The sequence below is a fragment of the Pseudomonas hydrolytica genome, from assembly GCF_021495345.1.
Classification (GTDB): domain Bacteria; phylum Pseudomonadota; class Gammaproteobacteria; order Pseudomonadales; family Pseudomonadaceae; genus Aquipseudomonas; species Aquipseudomonas hydrolytica.
The window spans coordinates 1,505,232-1,523,722 of the sequence record NZ_CP099397.1 but is presented as its reverse complement, the minus strand read 5'-3'; the positions used below and the strand labels follow the sequence as shown (position 1 = coordinate 1,523,722).

Below are 18,491 nucleotides of genomic sequence, written 5' to 3'. Positions count from 1 at the left end.
GCAACCTGCCAGCGACGCCTCAGGCAGCCACACGGCGCCGTGCTCAGCCGTAGATCGCCGGCTCGCGATAATGCCGCGGGCAGGCGCGTAAGCAGCTACGGGCATGCGCCAGAAAGGTGGCCGCCTTCCGCTCCCGGAACAAGCTCTGACATCAACGGCGACAGCGGTAGGGCTGCAAGAACGGAGTCACCAGTAACATCAGCGCCCCCTACAGCCACCAACAGCCACAGGGCCGACTGGAAGTGCCCCGCGCTGTCACGCAGATATCCCACGAGCAACGGACCGGCAGCGCCTACCAGATAACTCTGCAACATCACAAAGGCAGTCCAGGCGCCAGCCTCCTCAGGTGTCGAAGCATTGTCCAGCGGCAAGGTCATGCCCAGGGTAAAGGCACCTCCGGTACCGAAAGCCGCAAGCGCAGCAGTCACCAGCGGCATGGCATCAGGCGCAACGGCCATCGCCAGGCTGCCCAGCAAGGCGATGCTGGAGCTCGCGGCAAGCAACAGACGTCGATCATCGCTGCGGCTGAGCAAGCCAAACACCGGGTTGGCCAGCATGAACCCCAGGGTATAACTGGCCAGGATCAAGCCTGCCGAGCTGGCGCTCTCGCCACGCTCGATATACATCGGTGCCAACCAGGCAATCAGGGCGTAGAACACCAGGTTGTTGCAGGCGAAGAACAGTGCGATCAGCCAGGCCGTGGGATTGCGCAGCGGCATCCTGGGCATCTGGGTCGAAGCGGTAGAGACCGGCGCTCTCAGGCTCCGATGCTCGATGCCAACCCAGGCCATGATCGCCAGCATTGCCGGCAGTACCCAGAAACCGCCCGCCCAACGCCAATCACCAATCAACTGATCGATCGGCCCGGTCGCCACCGCAGCGACCGTGCTGCCCAGACCGATGGCCGTTGCATAAATGCTCATGAACAAGGCGATACGATTCGGCGAGCGCGCCTTCACGTAGCTGGAAAACAGCGCTCCGGCGACCGCGATACCCGCCCCGACTGCCGCAGTACTGGCAAACAACTGCCCAATGGAGCCAGCCAGCGCACGCAGGATGATCGCGGCGCCCAGTACGATCAGCGCCAGCAGGATGATCCGGTCACGCCCAAATCGATGCGCCAGCCAGGGTGCGGGCAATGCCAGCAATCCCATCAGCAAGGTCGGAATCGCGGTCAGCAGCGAGGCCTGGGTGTGAGTCAACCCCAGCTCATCGATGATGGCGGTCAGCAAGGGCCCCATGGAAACGATGCCCGGGCGCAGCGTGAGCGCGACGAGCAGGATACACACGACCACGGCTGCGACTGACGGCGCACGGACGTCGCTGCCAGCCAAGGCCGGATACGCCAGACCAGGCGTAACATCGCGTTCGATCGGTACGGATTTGACAGACATGACGAAGACTTCCTACGCAGTGAGCAGTTACGCAGGCGTGTCCCCGTCCATTCGCGTCGAGGCCACGCCGGCAGATGTGAACGTCAGTCCGAGTAGGTCGGGTAGTCCGTCAGGCCCTTCTCCGCGCCCCCATAGACAGTGGCAGGATCCAGCGGGTTGAGCGGCCAGCCATTGGCGATGCGTTCGGGCAGATCAGGGTTGGCGATGAAGGGACGACCGAATGCGATCAGGTCGGCCAGCCCGGCCTCGATCAGCCGCTCACCACGTTCGGCGGTATAACGACCGGCGTAGAGAATCTTCCCGCTGAAATTCGCGCGTACGTCGCGGCGGAAGCTCTCGGGCAGATCCGGCGCGTTGTCCCAGTCCGCCTCGGCGATCGACACATAGGCCACACCTGCGGCCTCCAGCACTTTGATGGCTTCGATATAGGTGGTGTGCGGGTCCTCTTCGACCAGACCGATGTACACCCGGTCCTGATCGGTGCCGGTGAACAACGGGGTGAAGCGCACACCCAGGCGATCCGCGCCTACGGCAGCGGCCACGGCGTCTACGATCTCGCGCAGGAAGCGCAGGCGGTTTTCCAGGGAGCCACCGTAAACATCATCACGCTGGTTGGAATGTGCGGAGATGAACTGGTTGACCAGATAACCGTTGGCTGCGTGAATTTCCACGCCATCGAAACCGGCGTCGATGGCATTGCGCGCCGCCTGGGCGTACTGCCCGACCAGATCGCGGATTTCAGCCAGCTCCAGTGCGCGTGGAAGCGACGGCTGAACCAGCTCGCCGACACCAGGGCCGGTCTGAATGAACGCTTTGACCTTCTGCGCCTGAATGGCGGATGGCGCCACGGGCGCCTGCCCGTCAGGCTGAAGCGCATTATGGGAAACGCGACCGACGTGCCAGAGCTGGGCGAAGATCACGCCATCTTCGGCATGTACCGCTTCGGTCACCTTGCGCCAGCCATCGATCTGAGCCTGGCTGTAGATACCGGGCGTCCAGGCATAGCCCTGGCCACGCGGTTCGATCTGGGTGCCCTCACTGACCATGAAACCGGCACCGGCACGCTGGCGGTAATAAGTGGCCATCAGATCAGTCGCGATATCGCCTGGCTGGGCGCTGCGCTGACGAGTCAACGGCGGCAGCACGATGCGGTTCTTGAGAGTGATACGCCCCATGTCGATGGGGGTAAACAGAGCAGCATGTTTCATGATATCTATCCTGTTGTTCAGGCGACTGCACTTATCGACAGGCGCACGGGCGCGAATGGACGCACCTGGCGCCCAATGGGCTTGATGAGTGGGAGTGCGGCCCCTCTGCTGGAGAGGCCGCTCAGGCGTTACTTCTTGATCAACACGGTTTTCGGGTTGGTGAACAGCAGGCGGCCCTCATGGCCGTGCTCAGTGCCGATACCCGATTGCTTATGGCCACCGAAGGGAATATCGATGCCTTGCGTGTGGATCTCGTTGACCCAGACCATCCCGGTTTCCAGGCGATTGGCCACGGCCACCGCTGCCTGGGTATCACGCCCCCAGACCGAACCACCCAGGCCGAACGGACTGTCGTTCGCGCGGGCCACGACATCGTCGACGTCGTCGTACGCGATGATCGGCACGATCGGTCCGAACTGCTCCTGCTGCACGATCATCGAGCTCTCTGGCGGGTTGTCGACCACAGTTACCGGGATGAAATAGCCAGGACGGCTCTCGTCTACCTCACCGCCCAATACCACGTTGTAACCATTGGCCTTGATGTCATCCAGGAAGCTACGAACCTTGTCGTACTGCATCTTGTTCTGCACGGGGCCGACGGTCACGTTCGGGTCGAGACCATCACCCATGACCTGCTGCCGCGCGTACTCAACGAACGCTGCCACGAACTCATTGCGATAACTGCTATGCACGTAAAGGCGCTTGATACCCACGCACCACTGCCCCGAGTTACCGACGGCGCCCCAGTACAGTTGCGGGATGATCGCTTGCCAGTCGGCATCAGGCATGACGATTGCCGCGTCGTTGCCGCCCATCTCCATGGTCAGCCGCTTGACGGTGCCTGCAGCCGAACGGATGACATGCTTGCCGGTCTCGGTGGAGCCGGTGAAGCTGATCTTGGCGATGTCCGGGTGAGCGGTCATTTGCGGGCCCAGCTCGTTGCCACCTGAAACCACTGAAAGCACACCGGCAGGCAGCACGGACTGAGCAATCTGCCCAAAGCGCAAGGTGGTGAGGGGTGTGAATGGCGACGGTTTGATGACCATGGTGTTGCCGGTGATCAGCGCGGGCGCCACTTTCCACAGTGCCAGCAGCACCGGGAAATTCCACGGCGTGATCGCACCGACCACACCCAGCGGCGTGTGATGCAGCTCCACGATGTGGTTGTCGTTTTCCTCGACGATCTCCACCGGAATACGCCGTGCAGCGATCTGGCGAATCCACGAGATCGCCTGGTCAACCTCCGGCTCGGCCATGGTTTTCAGCGGCTTGCCTTGCTCCAAAGTCAGCAAGCGAGCCAGTTCATCGCGGTGCTCCAAAAGCGCATCGGCATAGGCATCCAGATAGCGCTGGCGCTGGTCGTAGCTCAGGACCGACCAGGTCTTGAACGCATCCTTGGCAGCAGCGATCGCCGCCTCCAGTTGCTCAGGCGAACCCGACGGAGCCTTGGCGAATACCTCGCCAGTCGCCGGATTGAACACATCGAAATGCGCATCGGTGCTGACCAGCTTACCGGCGATGGACAGGTAGTACGGGCCATCGAAGACGCTGCTGGAGCGGGAATCTTTCATGACGGTAGACATTAGCCTAAATCCTTGAATCCAAACGAAAATCTATTGACTTAAATGATCAAGACAGCTTTCTTCAGGCAGCAGAAATCCCGTCACCCCAAAGGCGACTGCTGCTGCGGTGTTGTTATGCGGTAGCGTGCGCGAGGGCGCTCAGAGCGGGCGCAAAATGCGCCCGCTCATTACTTGCACGGGTTCGTCTGAGCCCTGCAGATTGCACGAATCAGGCCAGCAGCTTGAGCAAGGCGTTGGCAGCGGACTCTGAGCTGGCGGGGTTCTGACCAGTGACCAGGCGCCCGTCGACGACGGTGAACGGCTGCCAGTCGCCGGCCTTCTCATAACGTGCGCCAAGTGCCTGGAACTCGTCCTCGATGAGGAAAGGCACCACGTCAGTCAGTCCTACAGCGGCCTCTTCGCTGTTGGTGAAACCGGTCACCCGGCGACCCTTGATCAGCGGCTCGCCATCCGCAGCCTTGACGTGGCGCAGCACGCCCGGAGCATGGCAGACGAAACCGATTGGCTTACCGGCGCGCTCGAAGCTTTCGATCAGGGCGATGGATGTGTCCGACTCCGCCAGATCCCACAGAGGGCCATGACCGCCTGGATAGAACACCGTGTCGAAATCCTCAGCCTTCACCTCAGCAAGCTTCACCGTGCTGGCCAGGGCTTGCTGCGCGGCCGGATCGGCAGCGAAACGGTGAGTCGCCTCGGTCTGGAAGTCCGGCAGATCACTCTTGGGATCCAGAGGCGGCTGGCCACCGGCTGGCGAGGCCAGCACGATGTCGGCACCGGCGTCCTTGAAGACGTAGTAAGGCGCGGCGAACTCTTCCAGCCAGAAGCCGGTTTTATTGCCGGTGTTACCCAGCTTGTCATGGGATGTCAGAACCATCAGAACTTTCATGATCATTACCTCATAAGGGGTGTTGCATTGGTTTCGACCGACCCTTGCCGGTCATGGGTTCACTGGTTACCGAGAAGGTGTTGCGTCTGCTGCAGTGCCTCTTCGAACGCGTGGTGGGTACGGGTGATCTTGGTCATCACACTGGCCCCCAACCACAGGGCATAGAGCCTCAGTGCCAGCTGAGCGGGCGAAGCAACGATGGTTACCGTGCCCTCCTCCACGCCTCTGCTGATCGCAGCCTCAAGCCGCTCGACGATCTGCGCCGTACCGCGCTGAAGTGCCAATCGCATCGGTTCGGAAAGATCGGCGACTTCAGCGCCCAGCTTGACGGCCAGGCATTTACCGCACTCGACCTGACTAGTCTGGTTGGAGATCCACAGTTGCCAGTAACGCATCAGCGCGTCGTGGGCGCTGGTTGCCGGGTCCTGAAAAATACGATCCATGTCAGCCAAATAGGCCTCGAAGTAGTGCTCCAGCAGCGCCGTGCCGAACGCGTCCTTCGAAGCGAAGTAGTGGTAGAAGGAACCCTTCGGCACGCCTGCGGCATTCAGCACCTCATTCAGCCCAACAGCAGAGAAGCCTTTGCGGGCGATGATCGATTGGGCGGCGTCGAAAATGCGCTGCCGGGTCTGGTTGCTGTCAGTGGTTGTCATGGCTGCCTGTCTCAGTAGACCAGTCGTCTAGTTCGTTGGGGCCATGTTAGGAATCGCCACCGACCGCAGCAATGTCATATGCGCAAGGATTTCGGACATGCACCGCGAGCCGATTGCGCAAACCACCTAGCCCTCCGACAATCGACGCATGCCCGCAGAAAGGAAATGATCAATGCATACCGTGGCGTTGGTGGTTTACCCGCAATTCCAGGCGCTGAGCCTGTCGGTCGGTTCCGTCTTCGAATGCGCCAACCTTCTGCATGGCGAGCCGGTCTACCGGTTCGTACTGGTGTCCGAGACAGGTGGAGCCGTGCTGTCGTCGCAGGGCTTCTCGGTCAATACCGAGGCGCTCGGCCTGGCTGGCTATGACACCGTCATCGTCAGCGGCTACCTGGAGTTGGGTGAACCCAGCCCGGAGCTGCTGACCTGTCTATCCAGCGCCAGCTCGCAATCGCGGCGTATTGCATCACTGTGCACAGGCATCTTCGTGCTCGCCGAAGCCGGTCTATTGGAGGGCAAACGGGTCACGACTCATTGGTTGCACGTGCCCGAGTTCAAGAAGCGTCACCCCAACGTCAGAATCGATGATGACCGGCTGTTCGTGGTCGACGGGCAGATCTGGACGGGTGCAGGCATGAGTGCCGGAGTGGATCTTGCCCTGGCCATGGTCGAGAACGACCTGGGCCCTGACCTGGCCCGCCGCGTGGCCCGCAAACTGGTCATCGCCCAGCGCAGAGGCGCCGAGCAATCACAGCTCTCGGCGCTGCTGGAGATAGACCCGAAATCCGACCGCGTACAACTGGCAATGGCCTATGCGCGCGAAAACCTGCGCAGCGATCTCTCGGTCGAGGCACTGGCAGATGTCGCGCGACTAAGCCCTCGCCAGTTCAGCCGAGTGTTCCGCGAGGAAACCGGAAAAACGCCGGCGAAAGCAGTCGAAAGCCTGCGAGTAGAGGCCGCACGCGTGATGATGGAGACGAGCCGTCATCCAGTAGAAGTGATTGCTCGCGAGACCGGTTTCGGCGATCGAGAACGCATGCGCCAGGCGTTTCTGCGGGCCTATGGCAAGCCGCCGAAGCTGATGAGGGATGATCTATACGGAACAGCTAATGGCCATGGCTGAGCTCTTCCGAGCACTGACTGCTCATATGAAAGCTATCAACTCAACTATCCTCGTAGCTGGATCGTCCAGAAGCTGGAGCGAGCATTGCTCCACCTACTCATCATTACGGTATAAGGGAGGGCAGCATGTTTCGCTTCATCAAAACAACGATTGCAGGTGGTCTGCTTTTCATCCTTCCGCTGGTACTGCTTTTCATCCTCATCGAAAAAGCCATCCATCTTCTACGCGGTCCGTTACATAAGGTACTTCCGATTTTTTCCGGCTTCTCCATTGCGGTGCCACATCAGTAACTGTGGTGGCCGTCCTCCTGCTGCTGTTTTGCTTTCTGGCCGGTTTGCTGGCAAAGACAGATACTGCATCGCGAGCCCTACAAACTCTTGAAGACAAATTGCTGGGCAATTTACCTGGCTATCAAATAGTGAAAGACGCGACCTCACGATTCGCCAGCATGGACAATATCGAAGGGGCCAAAGTCGTGATGGTTATTCAAGACAGCGGTTATCGGTTCGGTTTGGCCTTGGAAGCTCAGAATGATTGGCTTCTTGTGTACATGCCGGATGGTGGACCTGCAGGAGACGCGGCCGGGGAAGTGCAGATGTTGTTGAAGGATGCGGTGATCATTACGGAGATACCCTGGCTATCACTTCTCGCCTGCCTGCGTCGTGGAGGGAGGGGAGCATTGGAGCTTGCTGCTCCCTATCTACGAGATAGCGCCTAAGCCAGGCGCGGCTACTGAATGGCGCCCCTATCGCTTGGTGGCTAAGCCCCATCAGATTGCAAGCATCCCCTGCTGAATATGGCTATCACCGTACTATCGGTTCAGCGGCCCCCCGTGGGAAAAACGTAGTTGGCGATGTATGACAACTACCGATCTGGCACCGCCGTTCCAGCTATCACAAGAGTCAGCGGAGATTTGCGCTGCAAATTTCTGCCGGAAAAAACTGTAGATATCCTCACTTAAACGCGACGGGTGGCCCGTAAGTCGCGATTTAGAAGACCTGGCGCTGGCCTAAGGCCATTTCAGGATTATCCAGTGATAGTGGATGGGCACGCTGTGTAGTTGCTGATCCGATGTAGGGATTCTGCAGTCCTAGGAATGACAGCTTTTGGCCAGCTCTCATAGCCAGCTCTGGGTCAGCCCCTTTGCTCCCATAGCTCCTGCCCACACTATCGGCCATGGCGACATCTTTGGCGCACCGCGTATCAAACCGAGCCGCCAAAGGTTCCCAATCCATGCGGCGCCGCGCGAAAGGGTGTCAGGCGTTCGGCGCGGTCGGAGAGTTCGGCCAGCGCCGGATAGCGCGCCGGGTCGATCAGTTCGGGGAGCATCTGCACGGCAAACTGCCAGGCCACCGCCGTGCTGACGACGGCCTGGTCGATGTTCGCCTCGCTCAGTTCGGGCACCAGCCCTTCCCACTCGTCCTGCAGCGCCTGCAGGGCCGCGTGCAGCTGGCCGGTCACCCGGTCCAGCCAGGGCTGGTGCAGCTTCTCGCTCGGTCTCAGCTCATGCTCGTAGACCACCTGTACGCTCTTCTCGCAGGCGGCCAGGGCCAAGCCGATGCGACGCAGCGACTGCGTGCGTTGCGCCAGCACGCTCGGCATCAGGCTGCGCGGCGCGGCCAAGGTCTCGGCGTAGTCGAGGATCAGGCCGGAGTCGATCAGCACGGTGCAGTCGTCGCAGATCAGGGTCGGCGCCTTGACCAGCGGGTTGATCCGCTGGAACTCGTCGAAGGTGCTGAACACCGACAGGGCGCGGTGTTCGAAACGCAACCCGAGCAGCTGCTGGGAGATCGCCACGCGGCGAACGTAGGGTGAGTCGAGCATTCCGATCAGCTGCATGGCGGCTCCTTGCGCGCAGGACGATGAGTCACGCAGCTTAGCCGTAGGGTGCACCATGCGCACCATCGACAGCTACCGAGCAAGCTCAGCCGTAGATCGCCGGCTCGCGATAATGCCGCGGGCAGGCCTGGCCATCGGCGCGGAACAGGTGGCACTTGTTGGCCATCAGGCCCGCGGCGAAGGTATCGCCCACCGCCACGCGGCGGTCGCCGTCGCTGCGCAGGGTGATGATGTGCTCCACCCCTTCCAGGCTCAGGTAGATCAGGTTGTGGTCGCCCAGGCGCTCGGCCACGCTGATCTGCCCGTAGAAGGCGAAGTCGGCCTGCTCGGCCGCGACGAAGTGTTCCGGGCGCACGCCCAGGGTCAGCTCCTCGCCGGGCTCGACGCCGGTGCCGTCGACCAGCACTCGCATGCGGTAGCCACCGGGCATCTCGATCTCCACCGCCTCGCTGCTGGCGCTGAGCGCGCGCACCTGGAGGAAGTTCATCTGCGGCGAGCCGATGAAGCCGGCGACGAAGCGGTTGCGCGGGTAGTGGTAGAGCTCCAGCGGCGCGCCGACCTGGGCGATGCGCCCGGCCTCGAGCACGACGATCTTGTCGGCCATGGTCATGGCTTCGACCTGGTCGTGGGTGACGTAGATCATGGTGGACTTCAGGCGCTGGTGCAGGCGCGAGATCTCGATGCGCATCTGCACGCGCAGGAAGGCGTCGAGGTTCGACAGCGGCTCGTCGAACAAGAACACCTTGGGCTCGCGCACCAGGGTACGGCCGATGGCGACGCGCTGGCGCTGGCCGCCGGAGAGGTCCTTGGGCTTGCGTTCGAGCAGATGATCGAGCTGCAGGATGCGCGAGACCTCCTCCACCTTGCTGCGGATCTGCGCCTTGCCGATCTTGGCCAGCTTGAGGCCGAAGGCCATGTTCTCCGCCACCGTCATGTGCGGGTAGAGGGCGTAGGACTGGAACACCATGCCCACCGAGCGATCCTTGGGCGGCAGGTCGTTGACCCGCTGACCGTCGATCAGCAGCTCGCCGGAGCTGATTTCCTCCAGCCCGGCGATCAGCCGCAGCAGGGTGGACTTGCCGCAGCCGGACGGGCCGACGAAGACCACGAATTCGCCGTCCTCGATGTCCAGGTCGATGTTGCGGGTGATGGCGGTGCCGTCGTAGTGCTTGCAGATGTTGCGCAGGGTAACGCTGGCCATGGTGCAGTCTCTGAATCGGGGCCGGTCGTGCCGGCGATGAACCTTGAGGAAGCCGCGGGGCCGGCGCACCGGCCCTGCAGGAATCGCCCTAGCCCAGGAGGCGGGCGAAGCCGAACCCATGGGCCGGCAAGTGTACCCAACTGCCGAGGAACTCGGCCGTGCTGGACGGCACGCCCTCCAGCGGCTCGACCATCAGCGGCAGGTCGTAGCGGCGCTCGCGGTCGCCCAGGTTGAACAGGCACAGCCAGGCCTGCTCGCCCAGACGCCGTTCGAACACCAGCAGGTCGTCGTCGTGGTAGCGCACCTGAATATCGCCGTCGATCAGCAGCGGCTGCTCCTGGCGCCAGGCGAGAAAGCGCCGGTAGCTGTTGAGCATCGAGGCGCTGTCGTCCTCCTGCACGTCCACGGCCAGAGCGCGGTGGCGTTCGTCCAGCGGCAGCCAGGGTTGCTGGCTGGAGAAGCCGGCATGGACGCCGTCGCGTACCCAGGGCATCGGCGTGCGGCAGCCGTCGCGCCCCTTGAACTCCGGCCAGAAGGTGATGCCGTAGGGGTCGACCAGGTCCTCGAAGGCCAGTTCCGCCTCGGGCAGACCGAGCTCCTCGCCCTGGTACAGGCAGACGCTGCCCCGCAGCGACAGCAGCAGCGACATCAGCAGACGGCCGCGCTCCGGGGTGGCTTCGCCCTCGTGGGCCCAGCGGCTCATCACCCGCACCACGTCGTGGTTGCCCACCGACCAGCAGGGCCAGCCGTCGCCCAGCTCGCCCTCGATGGCTTCGATGGTGCTGCGGATGTAGGCCGGGCTGCACTGCGCGGTGAGCAGATCGAAGGAATAGGCCATGTGCAGGGTATCGCCGCCACTGGTGTAGGCGGCCATGGTGCGGAGCGAATCGTCGCAGCCGATCTCGGCCACCGTGGCGGTGCCGGGGTAGCGCTCCAGCAGCGCACGCAGGCGGCGCAGGAAGTCGAGGTTCTGCGGCTGGGTCTTGTCGTAGAGGTGGCGCTGGTAGGCGTAGGGGTTGTCGACGCGCACGCCGATGCCGCCCTCGCGGATGTCCAGGTTCGGCGGATTGTTGCGCAGCGCCTGGTCGTGAAAGTAGAAGTTGGCGGCGTCCAGGCGGAAGCCGTCGACGCCCAGCTGCAGCCAGAACTCCATGTCGTCGAGCAGTTGCTGCTGCACCGCCTCGCAGTGGAAGTTTAGGTCCGGCTGGCTGGCCAGGAAGTTGTGCAGGTAGTACTGCTTGCGCCGGCCCTCCCAGGTCCAGGCCGAACCGCCGAATACCGACAGCCAGTTGTTCGGCGGCGTGCCGTCCGGGTTGGGGTCGGCCCAGACGAACCAGTCCGCCTTGTCGTTGCTGCGGCTGGTACGGCTCTCGGCGAACCAGGGATGCTGATCGGAGCAGTGGTTGAGCACCTGATCGATGATGATGCGCAGGCCGCGCTCGTGGGCGGCCGCGACCAGCGCCCGGAAGTCGTCGAGCGTGCCGAAGATCGGGTCGACGCCGCGATAGTCGGAGACGTCGTAGCCAAAATCCTTCATCGGCGAGGTGAAGAACGGCGACAGCCAGATGGCGTCGACGTTGAGGCTGGCGATGTAATCGAGTTTGGCCAGCACGCCGGGCAGATCGCCGATGCCGTCGTCGTTGCTGTCGAGAAAACTGCGTGGGTAGACCTGGTAGATGACGCCGCCGCGCCACCAGTCCTTGCGAATAACAGCCATACAGCAAGCCTTTTGTTGTTCGTGATGACAGCTCCACTCTAGGCAAGGGGGCAAGGCGTCACATCCTCCCCGCTGGGGTTTTCACCGGCGTAGCTGGTAGCCGGCAAGGGGGAGGAGTTTTGGGGATGGACACCGTGCGCGGGCAGAGCCGTAGGGTGTCGCGGGGCCGCCCGGGTCGTGCGCACCACCCCGCGCCTATCGAAGCGCCAACGCATACGACAGATGCCCGACCACGCATCGGTGCGCACGGCGCACCCTGCGGGGCCGGGATATCGGTTCTCCCCTACTCGCCCTGGATCTTGCTCAACAGGCTGCGCGCCAGCTGCACCGCTTCGCTGCGCTGGGTGATGGCGAGCTTCTGGTAGAGGCTGCGGATATGCGTCTTGATGGTGGTCGGGGCGACGTTGAGGTGTTCGGAGATCTGCTCGTTGGACAGCCCGGCGTGAATCAGGCTGAGCACCTGCCATTCGCGCCGGGTCAGCGGCGAATGGCGGATCAGCTCGGGCACGTCGGGGCGGTTGATGATGTCCTGGATCACCGCCTCGTCCAGGGTGATGCGGATCGCCCGGCTGAAGTCGCGCTGCTGCTGGGCCAGCTGGATCAGGCGTTCGGCGCGCTGGTGTTCCAGCTCGTCGAGGCGACGCTCGTGCTGCAGCGCCTTGAGCATGGCGATCAGCGGCTTGCCCAGGCGCAGGAAGCTGCCGATGGCGCCGGTGCCGCTGGCCAGGGTCAGCGCCTGGTGCAGATGATCGAGACTGCTCTGGCGTTCCTCGCGCTGCCAGTAGGCCAGCGCCTGGAGGATATGGTTGCGGTTCTGGTCCATCACCAGCTGGTGGCGCTCGGCATCGAGCTGCAGTTGACGCAGGATCGGCAGCGCGCGGTCCCCCTGGTTCAGCGCCAGGTAGGCGCGCACATGGTTGCGCGCGTTGCCCTGGGCGAAGTGGTTGGCCCCCGGCTTGAGCGGCGGCGCGGTGGCAAGCCACTGGCGGATGCTGTCCTTGTCCTGGGTCGAGTCCCAGTAGGTGAGCATCACCGCGTGGGCGTTGGCCTGCCAGTCGATGTGGTAGTCGTCGCCGGCCAGCAGCGTCTTGAGCCGGCCGATGTAGTCGGCGCACTGGCTCTGCTGGCCGCGCGCATGGGCGACGCGGGCGAGCAGCACGTAGCACTGCAGGAACCAGTGGTCGCCCACCGTATCGAGTATCTCCAGCCCCTGCAGGGCGCACTGCTCGGCGGCATCGAGGTGGTGCCATTCCAGCAGCACCTGGCCGCGCACGCGGTGAATGAATTCCATGATCGGGGTGACCGGCAGCTTTTCCTGCTCGATGTACTGCAGTGCCCGTTCCTGCAGGTTGTAGGCCTTCTGCAGGTGGCCCTGGGCGACGGCGATCTCCGACAGCTGGCCGAGGCTCCACAGCACCGGGTGCGAGGCGTTGATCTGCTGCGCGCGGCGCACGTTTTCCTCGTGCTGATGCTGGGCCTTGGCCAGATCGCCCTGGACGAAGTGCGACTCGGCCAGCACCGACAGCGCCGCCACCCGCGAGGTGCGCATGGTCAGCGGCTCGAGCGCCAGCGCCTGGCGGGCGAAGGCCATGGCACGCTGCTGGTCGCCCTGGTTGATCGCCACCTGGGCACGCACCGCCTGGTATTCGGCCTCGATGCGCTGCCACTGCTCGGCACTGAACTGCTCGCGCTGCACCGCCTCGCCGGCCTGCAGCCAGCGCTCGACCTGATCGCTCTGGTACTGGTTCTGCGAGGCCCAGGCCTGCAACAGGGTGAACAGCGGCGACTCGGCCACGCGGCTCTCCGGCAGCACGGCCAGGCAGCGCTGCAGCAGCTCCAGACGCCCCTGGCGATAGAAGTGACGGCCGTGGGTCTCGAGAATCTGCGCCACTCGCTGCGGATCATGCGCCAGCAGCGCATGGCGGGCGGCCTCCTCGGCCATCTTCTCCTCGAGCAGCGCCTCGGCGGCGCGCAGGTGCAGTTCGCCCATGCGCTGCGGATGATGGGTGGACAGCTCGTTGCGCAGGAAGCTGGCGAACAGCGGGTGGTAGGCAAACCATTGACGCAGCGGGTCCACCGCCTGGATGAACAGGCCGCTGCGCTCGAGGTTTTCCAGCATCTCGCGGCCGTTGCAGCTGTCGGTCAGGCGGTCGGCCAGCGGCGCGCTGAAGCGCTCGAGCAGGCAGGTGGACTGCAGAAAATCCTGGGTGGCGCCGTCCAGACCGTAGAGCACCTGCTCGCGGAAATAGTCGCGCACGTAGGGATGGCCGAGTTGCAGCGCCTCGAGAAACAGGTCCATGCCACGCCCGGTCTGCACCTCCTGCAGGGTCAGCTGCAGCGCGCAGGGCCAGCCGCCGATGCGCCGGTTGAGGCGCTCGACCTGCTCGCGGTTGATGGCGATCGGCAGGCCCAGTTCGAGCAGCGACTGCACCTCGTCCAGCTCGAAGGCCAGGTGGCTGGCGTCCAGCGCCAGGAGCTGACGCTTGACCCGCAGCTCGGCCACGCCCAGGTCTGGCAGGCCGCGGCTGCACACCAGCAGGGTCAGCCAGGGCGGCGTGTTGCGCAGGAAGAAGCGCAGCGCGGCGATCACCTCGCGGTTGCGCAGCGCCTCGAACTCGTCGAGCACCAGCAACAGCGGTGGGTGCTCGGCCGGCAGTTCGGCGAGCAGGCGGGTGAGCAGACCGTCGAGGCCGTCGTCGCCCTGCTCGGCGCGATTGACGCACTGCGGACAACCGCCCTCGAGCTGGCGATGCAGGGCATTGAGCAGGTAACGGCCGAACTGCCGCGGGCTGTTGTCGTTGCCGTCGAGGTTGAGCCAGGCCACGGCGCCGGCGAAGGCCGCGGCCCACTGGCTGGCCAGCACGGTCTTGCCGAAGCCGCTGGGCGCCTGCAGCACGGCCAGGCGCACCTGGGGCAGACGCTGCAGCCACTCGTCGAAGCGCGGCCGCGGCAGCAGGCCGGGATGAATGGACGGCGCGGCCAGCTTGGCCGGTATCAAAGGCAGTGGCGGACGGGCCGCTGTGGTCATGATCCTCTCCCGTTATTTATCGTTGTCCGGGTTTTGGCGAATCTTACATCGGTATCGGGTGGCGGGTTTCACCCGCCCTGCGGCTGATCACGCCCAACCCGTAGGGTGTCGCGGGACCGCCTAGGCCGTGCGCACCAAATCGTGGCTACCCCTTCACGCCCCCCGCAGTCAGCCCACCGACTATCCACTTCTGGCAATAGAGGAATACCAGGGTGATCGGCAGACCGGAGAGCACGGCGGCGGCGGCGAAATCGCCCCACAGATAATTCTGCTCGTACAGGTACTGCTGGGCGCCGACCGACAGGGTCAGCTTGTCCACATCCAGCAGCAGCACCGAGGCGATGGGGTATTCGGTGATGCTGGTGATGAAGGCGAGGATGAACACCACGGCGAGGATCGGCACGCTCATCGGCAGCAGGATGTGCACGAAGGCCTGCCAGGTGGTGGCGCCGTCGACGATGGCGGCCTCCTCCAGCGAGGCGTCGATGCTTTCGAAGTAGCCCTTGATGGTCCAGATATGCAGAGCCATGCCGCCGAGCGAGGCGACGATCACCGCCCCATGGCTGTTCACCCCGAGCCAGCCGGCGTGCTTGCCGAGCTGGTCGAACAGGGCGTAGATGGCCACCAGCGACAGCACCGGCGGGAACATCTGGAAGATCAGCATGCCCTTGAGGATCGGCCCCTTGCCGGCGAAGCGCATACGGGCGAAGGCATAGGCGCTGGTGGTCGACAGCAGCAGGATCAGCGCCGAGCTGATGAAGGCGATCTTCACCGAGTTCCACAGCCAGGTCAGCACCGGGAACGGCGGCTGGGTCACCGAGCCGTCGGCATGCTGGTAGGGAATGCCGAGGGCCAGCGACCAGTGTTCCAGGGTCGGGTTGTCCGGCAGCAGGCTGCCGGTGGCGAAGTTGCCTTCGCGGAAGCTGATCGACACCACCATCAGCAGCGGGAAGACGATCAGCGCGATGAAGCCGAGCAGACCGGCATGGGTCAGCCACAGGCGGTATTTCACGGATTTCGGTTGCACCATCGCCATGGCGGGTTCCTCAGACTTTGACTTTCGACAGTTTCAGGTTGAGCCAGGCCAGTGCGCCCACCACCAGGAAGATCAGCGTGGCGATGGCCGCCGCCAGGGCGAAGTTCTGCCCGGAGTCCTGGAAGGCGATGCGGTAGGTGTAGCTCACCAGCAGATCGGTGGTGCCGGCCGGGGTGGTGGCGCCGATGATGTCCGGGCCGCCGCGAGTCAGCAGGGTGATCAGCACGAAGTTGTTGAAGTTGAAGGCGAAGCTGGCGATCAAAAGCGGCGCCAGCGGCTTGATCAAAAGCGGCAGGGTGATCTTCAGCAGGTTGTCCAGGGGCGTGGCGCCATCCATCGCCGAGGCCTCGTAGAGGTCGCGCGGAATGGCCTGCAGCAGGCCCATGCACAGCAGCAGCATGTAGGGGTAACCCAGCCAGGTGTTGACGATGAGGATCATCGAGCGGGCCAGGGTCGGGTCGCTGAACCAGTCCGGGCGCATGCCGAACAGGCCGTTGAGCAACAGGTTGATCTCACCGAAGTTCTGGTTGAACAGGCCGCGAAATACCAGGATGGAAATGAACGCCGGCACCGCGTAAGGCAGGATCAGCATCAGCCGGTAGAACGCCTTGCCGCGCACCAGATCCCACTGCAGCAGGCTGGCCAGCACCAGGCCCACGGCCAGGGTGAAGAGCACGGTGAGGCCGGCGAAGGCCACGGTCCAGACGAAGATCTCCAGGAACGGGCCGCGAATGCTCGGGTCGGTCAGTACCCGGGTGAAGTTGCTGGTTCCGGCGAACACGGTGAAGCCCGGCGCCACCTTGTTGCCGTGGCTGTCGACGTAGAAGCCGATGCCATGGTCGGCCACCAGGCGCTCGTTGCTGCGGGTGTTGAGCAGATCGCCCCCCTCCAGCAGGCGGTACAACGGCTTGACCGCCGCCACCTCGCGCAGACCGAAGAGGCGCAGCAGCTCGCCGTCGGTGCTGCGCAGCACCCACTGCTCCAGCTCGGCGCGGCGCTGGATCACCTCGCGCAGCGCCAGTGCCTCGCCCAGCTCGCCGGGTTCGCGTTCGGCCCTCAGCGCCAGCGGCTCGCCGGCCGCATCGCCAGTCAGCGGCGGCGAGACGAACACGCCGCGCTCGCCCTTGTCGACACGCAGGCGCAGCTCTTCATCCTCGCCGCGATGCAGGCTGAAGCCGTAGCGCTCGCCGGCCAGGTAGGTCTGGCGCAGGTGGTAGCGCTGCACCTGTTCGAAGCTCAGCAGGTTGCTGCCGCTGTAGTTGGTGAAGCCGATGCCCACGGTGTACAGCAGCGGAAAGATGACGAACACCAGCATGCCCGCCAACGCCGGATAGATGTAGCGATGGGCGTAGGCACGGCGGCTGATGAACACGTAACTGGCGATGCCGGTGACCACCAGGCCGAGCAGGGCGAAGGCCAGCTGCTGCTGGGCATAGAGCGCCAGCACCAGGTACAGCGCCAGGGCGTTGAACAGGCCCCACAGGCTCCAGCGCAGGCCGGCACGCAGCGACGGCAGGGAAAACAGTTTCATGGGCGAACTGGCCACGGCGGCAGGAAGATTCACGACGGACATCAGGGTTATAGCCTCGGAGCGAGGCCGCTGCCGACGCCAGGCGCCGGTCAGCGGCCGGATTTCACTTGGCGATGCGCTTGGCAGCGTCGTCCAGCGCGGCGTCCACGGTCTGGCGACCGGAGGTGATGTTGGTCAGCGCCGGTGCCATGGCCGACCAGAAGGCGCCCATTTCCGGCACGTTGGGCATCGGCCGGCCGAGCTGGGCGTTGTCGAAGGTGGCCTTGATCAGCGGGTCGCTGGCCAGCTCGGCCATGTAGGCCTTGTTCGGCACGGCGCCGAGCGGCACGTCGGCGCTCACGGTCTTGAGGCCTTCGACCTGCAGCAGGTAGTTCTCGAGGAACTCCACGGCCAGCGCCTGGTTGGGGCTGGCAGCGTTCAGCGCGGCGGCCATCACCCCGCTGAAGGGTCGGCTGGGGGCATCGCCCACGGCGGGGATCGGCGCCACGCCGAAGTCGATGCCGCTCTTCTTGGCGTTGGCCCAGGCCCAGGGGCCGCTGATGAACATGGCCGACTCGCCCTTGTTGAAGGCTGCCTCGGCGACGCTGTAGTCGGCGCCCTTAGGCATCACCCCGGCGTCGATCAGCGCCTTGAGGGTTTGCGCGCCCTGCTTGGCGCCGTCGCTGTTGACCCCGGTGCGGCTGGTGTCATAGCCGCCGTCGTTGTCGGCGAACACGTAGCCGCCGTTGGCGGCCAGCAGCGGCCAGGTGAAGTAGGTGTTGTTGTAATCCCAGAGAATGGCGCGCTTGCCGGACTTGGCCAGCTCGGCGTTGAGTTTCAGCACCTCGTCGAAGGTGGCCGGAGGCGTCGGCACCAGAGCCTTGTTGTAGAGCAGGCCGATGGACTCCACCGCCATCGGGTAGCCCCACAGCTTGCCGCCGTAGGTCACCGCGTCCCAGGCGAAATCCTCGATCTCGCCCTGGGTCTTGGCACTGGGGGTGATCGGCGAGATCAACCCGCTCTGCGCCCATTCGCCGAGGCGGTCGTGGGCCCAGATGAAGATGTCCGGGCCGTTGCCGGTGGCGGCGGCCTGCTGGAACTTGTCGGTGGCGCTGTCCGGGTGGGCCACCTCCACGGCGATACCGGTGTCGGCGGTGAAGCGCTCGCCGACCTTGGCCAGGCCCTTGTAGCCCTTGTCGCCGTTGATCCAGATGACCAGCTTGCCTTCCTCGATGGCGGCCTGGGCCGGCAGGGAATGGCTCAGGGTGGCGGCAAGGCCGATGGCGACTGCGCTGAGCAGCGTCTTGTTCATG

15 protein-coding genes are annotated in these 18,491 nt (G+C 64.1%); 3 read left to right on the top strand and 12 right to left on the bottom strand.

Features of this window, described 5'->3' with window-relative positions; genetic code table 11:
- Positions 1–95: 95 nt before the first annotated feature.
- The 5 genes from L1F06_RS06940 to L1F06_RS06920 all read right to left on the bottom strand — a co-directional run bounded on the left by L1F06_RS06940 (position 96) and on the right by L1F06_RS06920 (position 5,724).
- Positions 96–1,394 (bottom strand): MFS transporter, encoded by a 1,299-nt coding sequence (locus tag L1F06_RS06940; RefSeq protein WP_252576743.1) that lies wholly within the window; start codon positions 1,392–1,394, stop codon positions 96–98.
- 83 nt (positions 1,395–1,477) lie between these two features.
- Positions 1,478–2,602 (bottom strand): alkene reductase, encoded by a 1,125-nt coding sequence (locus L1F06_RS06935; RefSeq protein ID WP_129483838.1) that lies wholly within the window; start codon positions 2,600–2,602, stop codon positions 1,478–1,480.
- A 128-nt stretch (positions 2,603–2,730) separates the two neighbouring features.
- A complete protein-coding gene (locus tag L1F06_RS06930; RefSeq protein ID WP_177491291.1) occupies positions 2,731–4,185 on the bottom strand; it encodes an aldehyde dehydrogenase family protein in 1,455 nt (484 codons plus the stop codon).
- Positions 4,186–4,393: 208 nt separating this feature from the next.
- Positions 4,394–5,071: a type 1 glutamine amidotransferase domain-containing protein gene (locus L1F06_RS06925; protein WP_129483836.1), complete on the bottom strand. Its 678-nt coding sequence runs from the start codon at positions 5,069–5,071 to the stop codon at positions 4,394–4,396.
- Between the two features lie 59 nt (positions 5,072–5,130).
- The gene (locus L1F06_RS06920; RefSeq protein WP_129483835.1) at positions 5,131–5,724 is read right to left on the bottom strand and encodes a TetR/AcrR family transcriptional regulator; all 594 of its coding nucleotides are present in this window, start codon (positions 5,722–5,724) and stop codon (positions 5,131–5,133) included.
- 172 nt (positions 5,725–5,896) lie between these two features.
- Between L1F06_RS06920 and L1F06_RS06915 the strand changes: the two genes are divergently transcribed.
- The 3 genes from L1F06_RS06915 (at position 5,897) to L1F06_RS06905 (ending at position 7,565) form a co-directional block, all read left to right on the top strand.
- On the top strand, positions 5,897–6,847 hold the full coding sequence (locus L1F06_RS06915) for a GlxA family transcriptional regulator (protein ID WP_129483834.1): 951 nt from the start codon (positions 5,897–5,899) through the stop codon (positions 6,845–6,847).
- Between the two features lie 125 nt (positions 6,848–6,972).
- Positions 6,973–7,137: a hypothetical protein gene (locus L1F06_RS06910; RefSeq protein WP_232531452.1), complete on the top strand. Its 165-nt coding sequence runs from the start codon at positions 6,973–6,975 to the stop codon at positions 7,135–7,137.
- 5 nt (positions 7,138–7,142) lie between these two features.
- On the top strand, positions 7,143–7,565 hold the full coding sequence (locus L1F06_RS06905; protein ID WP_252576742.1) for a DUF502 domain-containing protein: 423 nt from the start codon (positions 7,143–7,145) through the stop codon (positions 7,563–7,565).
- Between the two features lie 485 nt (positions 7,566–8,050).
- Here the strand turns inward: L1F06_RS06905 and L1F06_RS06900 are convergent, their stop codons facing one another.
- The 7 genes from L1F06_RS06900 to malE form a co-directional block, all read right to left on the bottom strand.
- Positions 8,051–8,686 carry a glutathione S-transferase gene (locus L1F06_RS06900; RefSeq protein ID WP_129483833.1) on the bottom strand — a complete coding sequence of 212 codons (636 nt, stop codon included), beginning with the start codon at positions 8,684–8,686 and terminating at the stop codon, positions 8,051–8,053.
- Positions 8,687–8,771: 85 nt separating this feature from the next.
- Positions 8,772–9,887, bottom strand: a complete 1,116-nt coding sequence (malK, locus tag L1F06_RS06895) for a maltose/maltodextrin ABC transporter ATP-binding protein MalK (protein ID WP_129483832.1) — start codon at positions 9,885–9,887, stop codon at positions 8,772–8,774.
- 88 nt (positions 9,888–9,975) lie between these two features.
- Positions 9,976–11,604, bottom strand: coding sequence for an alpha-glucosidase (locus tag L1F06_RS06890; RefSeq protein ID WP_096827043.1), 1,629 nt, complete (start codon positions 11,602–11,604; stop codon positions 9,976–9,978).
- A gap of 283 nt (positions 11,605–11,887) precedes the next feature.
- Positions 11,888–14,632, bottom strand: a complete 2,745-nt coding sequence (malT, locus tag L1F06_RS06885; RefSeq protein WP_129483831.1) for an HTH-type transcriptional regulator MalT — start codon at positions 14,630–14,632, stop codon at positions 11,888–11,890.
- 145 nt (positions 14,633–14,777) lie between these two features.
- On the bottom strand, positions 14,778–15,668 hold the full coding sequence (gene malG / locus L1F06_RS06880; RefSeq protein WP_003241854.1) for a maltose ABC transporter permease MalG: 891 nt from the start codon (positions 15,666–15,668) through the stop codon (positions 14,778–14,780).
- 10 nt (positions 15,669–15,678) lie between these two features.
- A complete protein-coding gene (gene malF / locus L1F06_RS06875) occupies positions 15,679–17,199 on the bottom strand; it encodes a maltose ABC transporter permease MalF (protein WP_423386987.1) in 1,521 nt (506 codons plus the stop codon).
- 103 nt (positions 17,200–17,302) lie between these two features.
- The gene (gene malE, locus L1F06_RS06870; protein ID WP_003241849.1) at positions 17,303–18,490 is read right to left on the bottom strand and encodes a maltose/maltodextrin ABC transporter substrate-binding protein MalE; all 1,188 of its coding nucleotides are present in this window, start codon (positions 18,488–18,490) and stop codon (positions 17,303–17,305) included.
- Position 18,491: the final 1 nt, after the last annotated feature.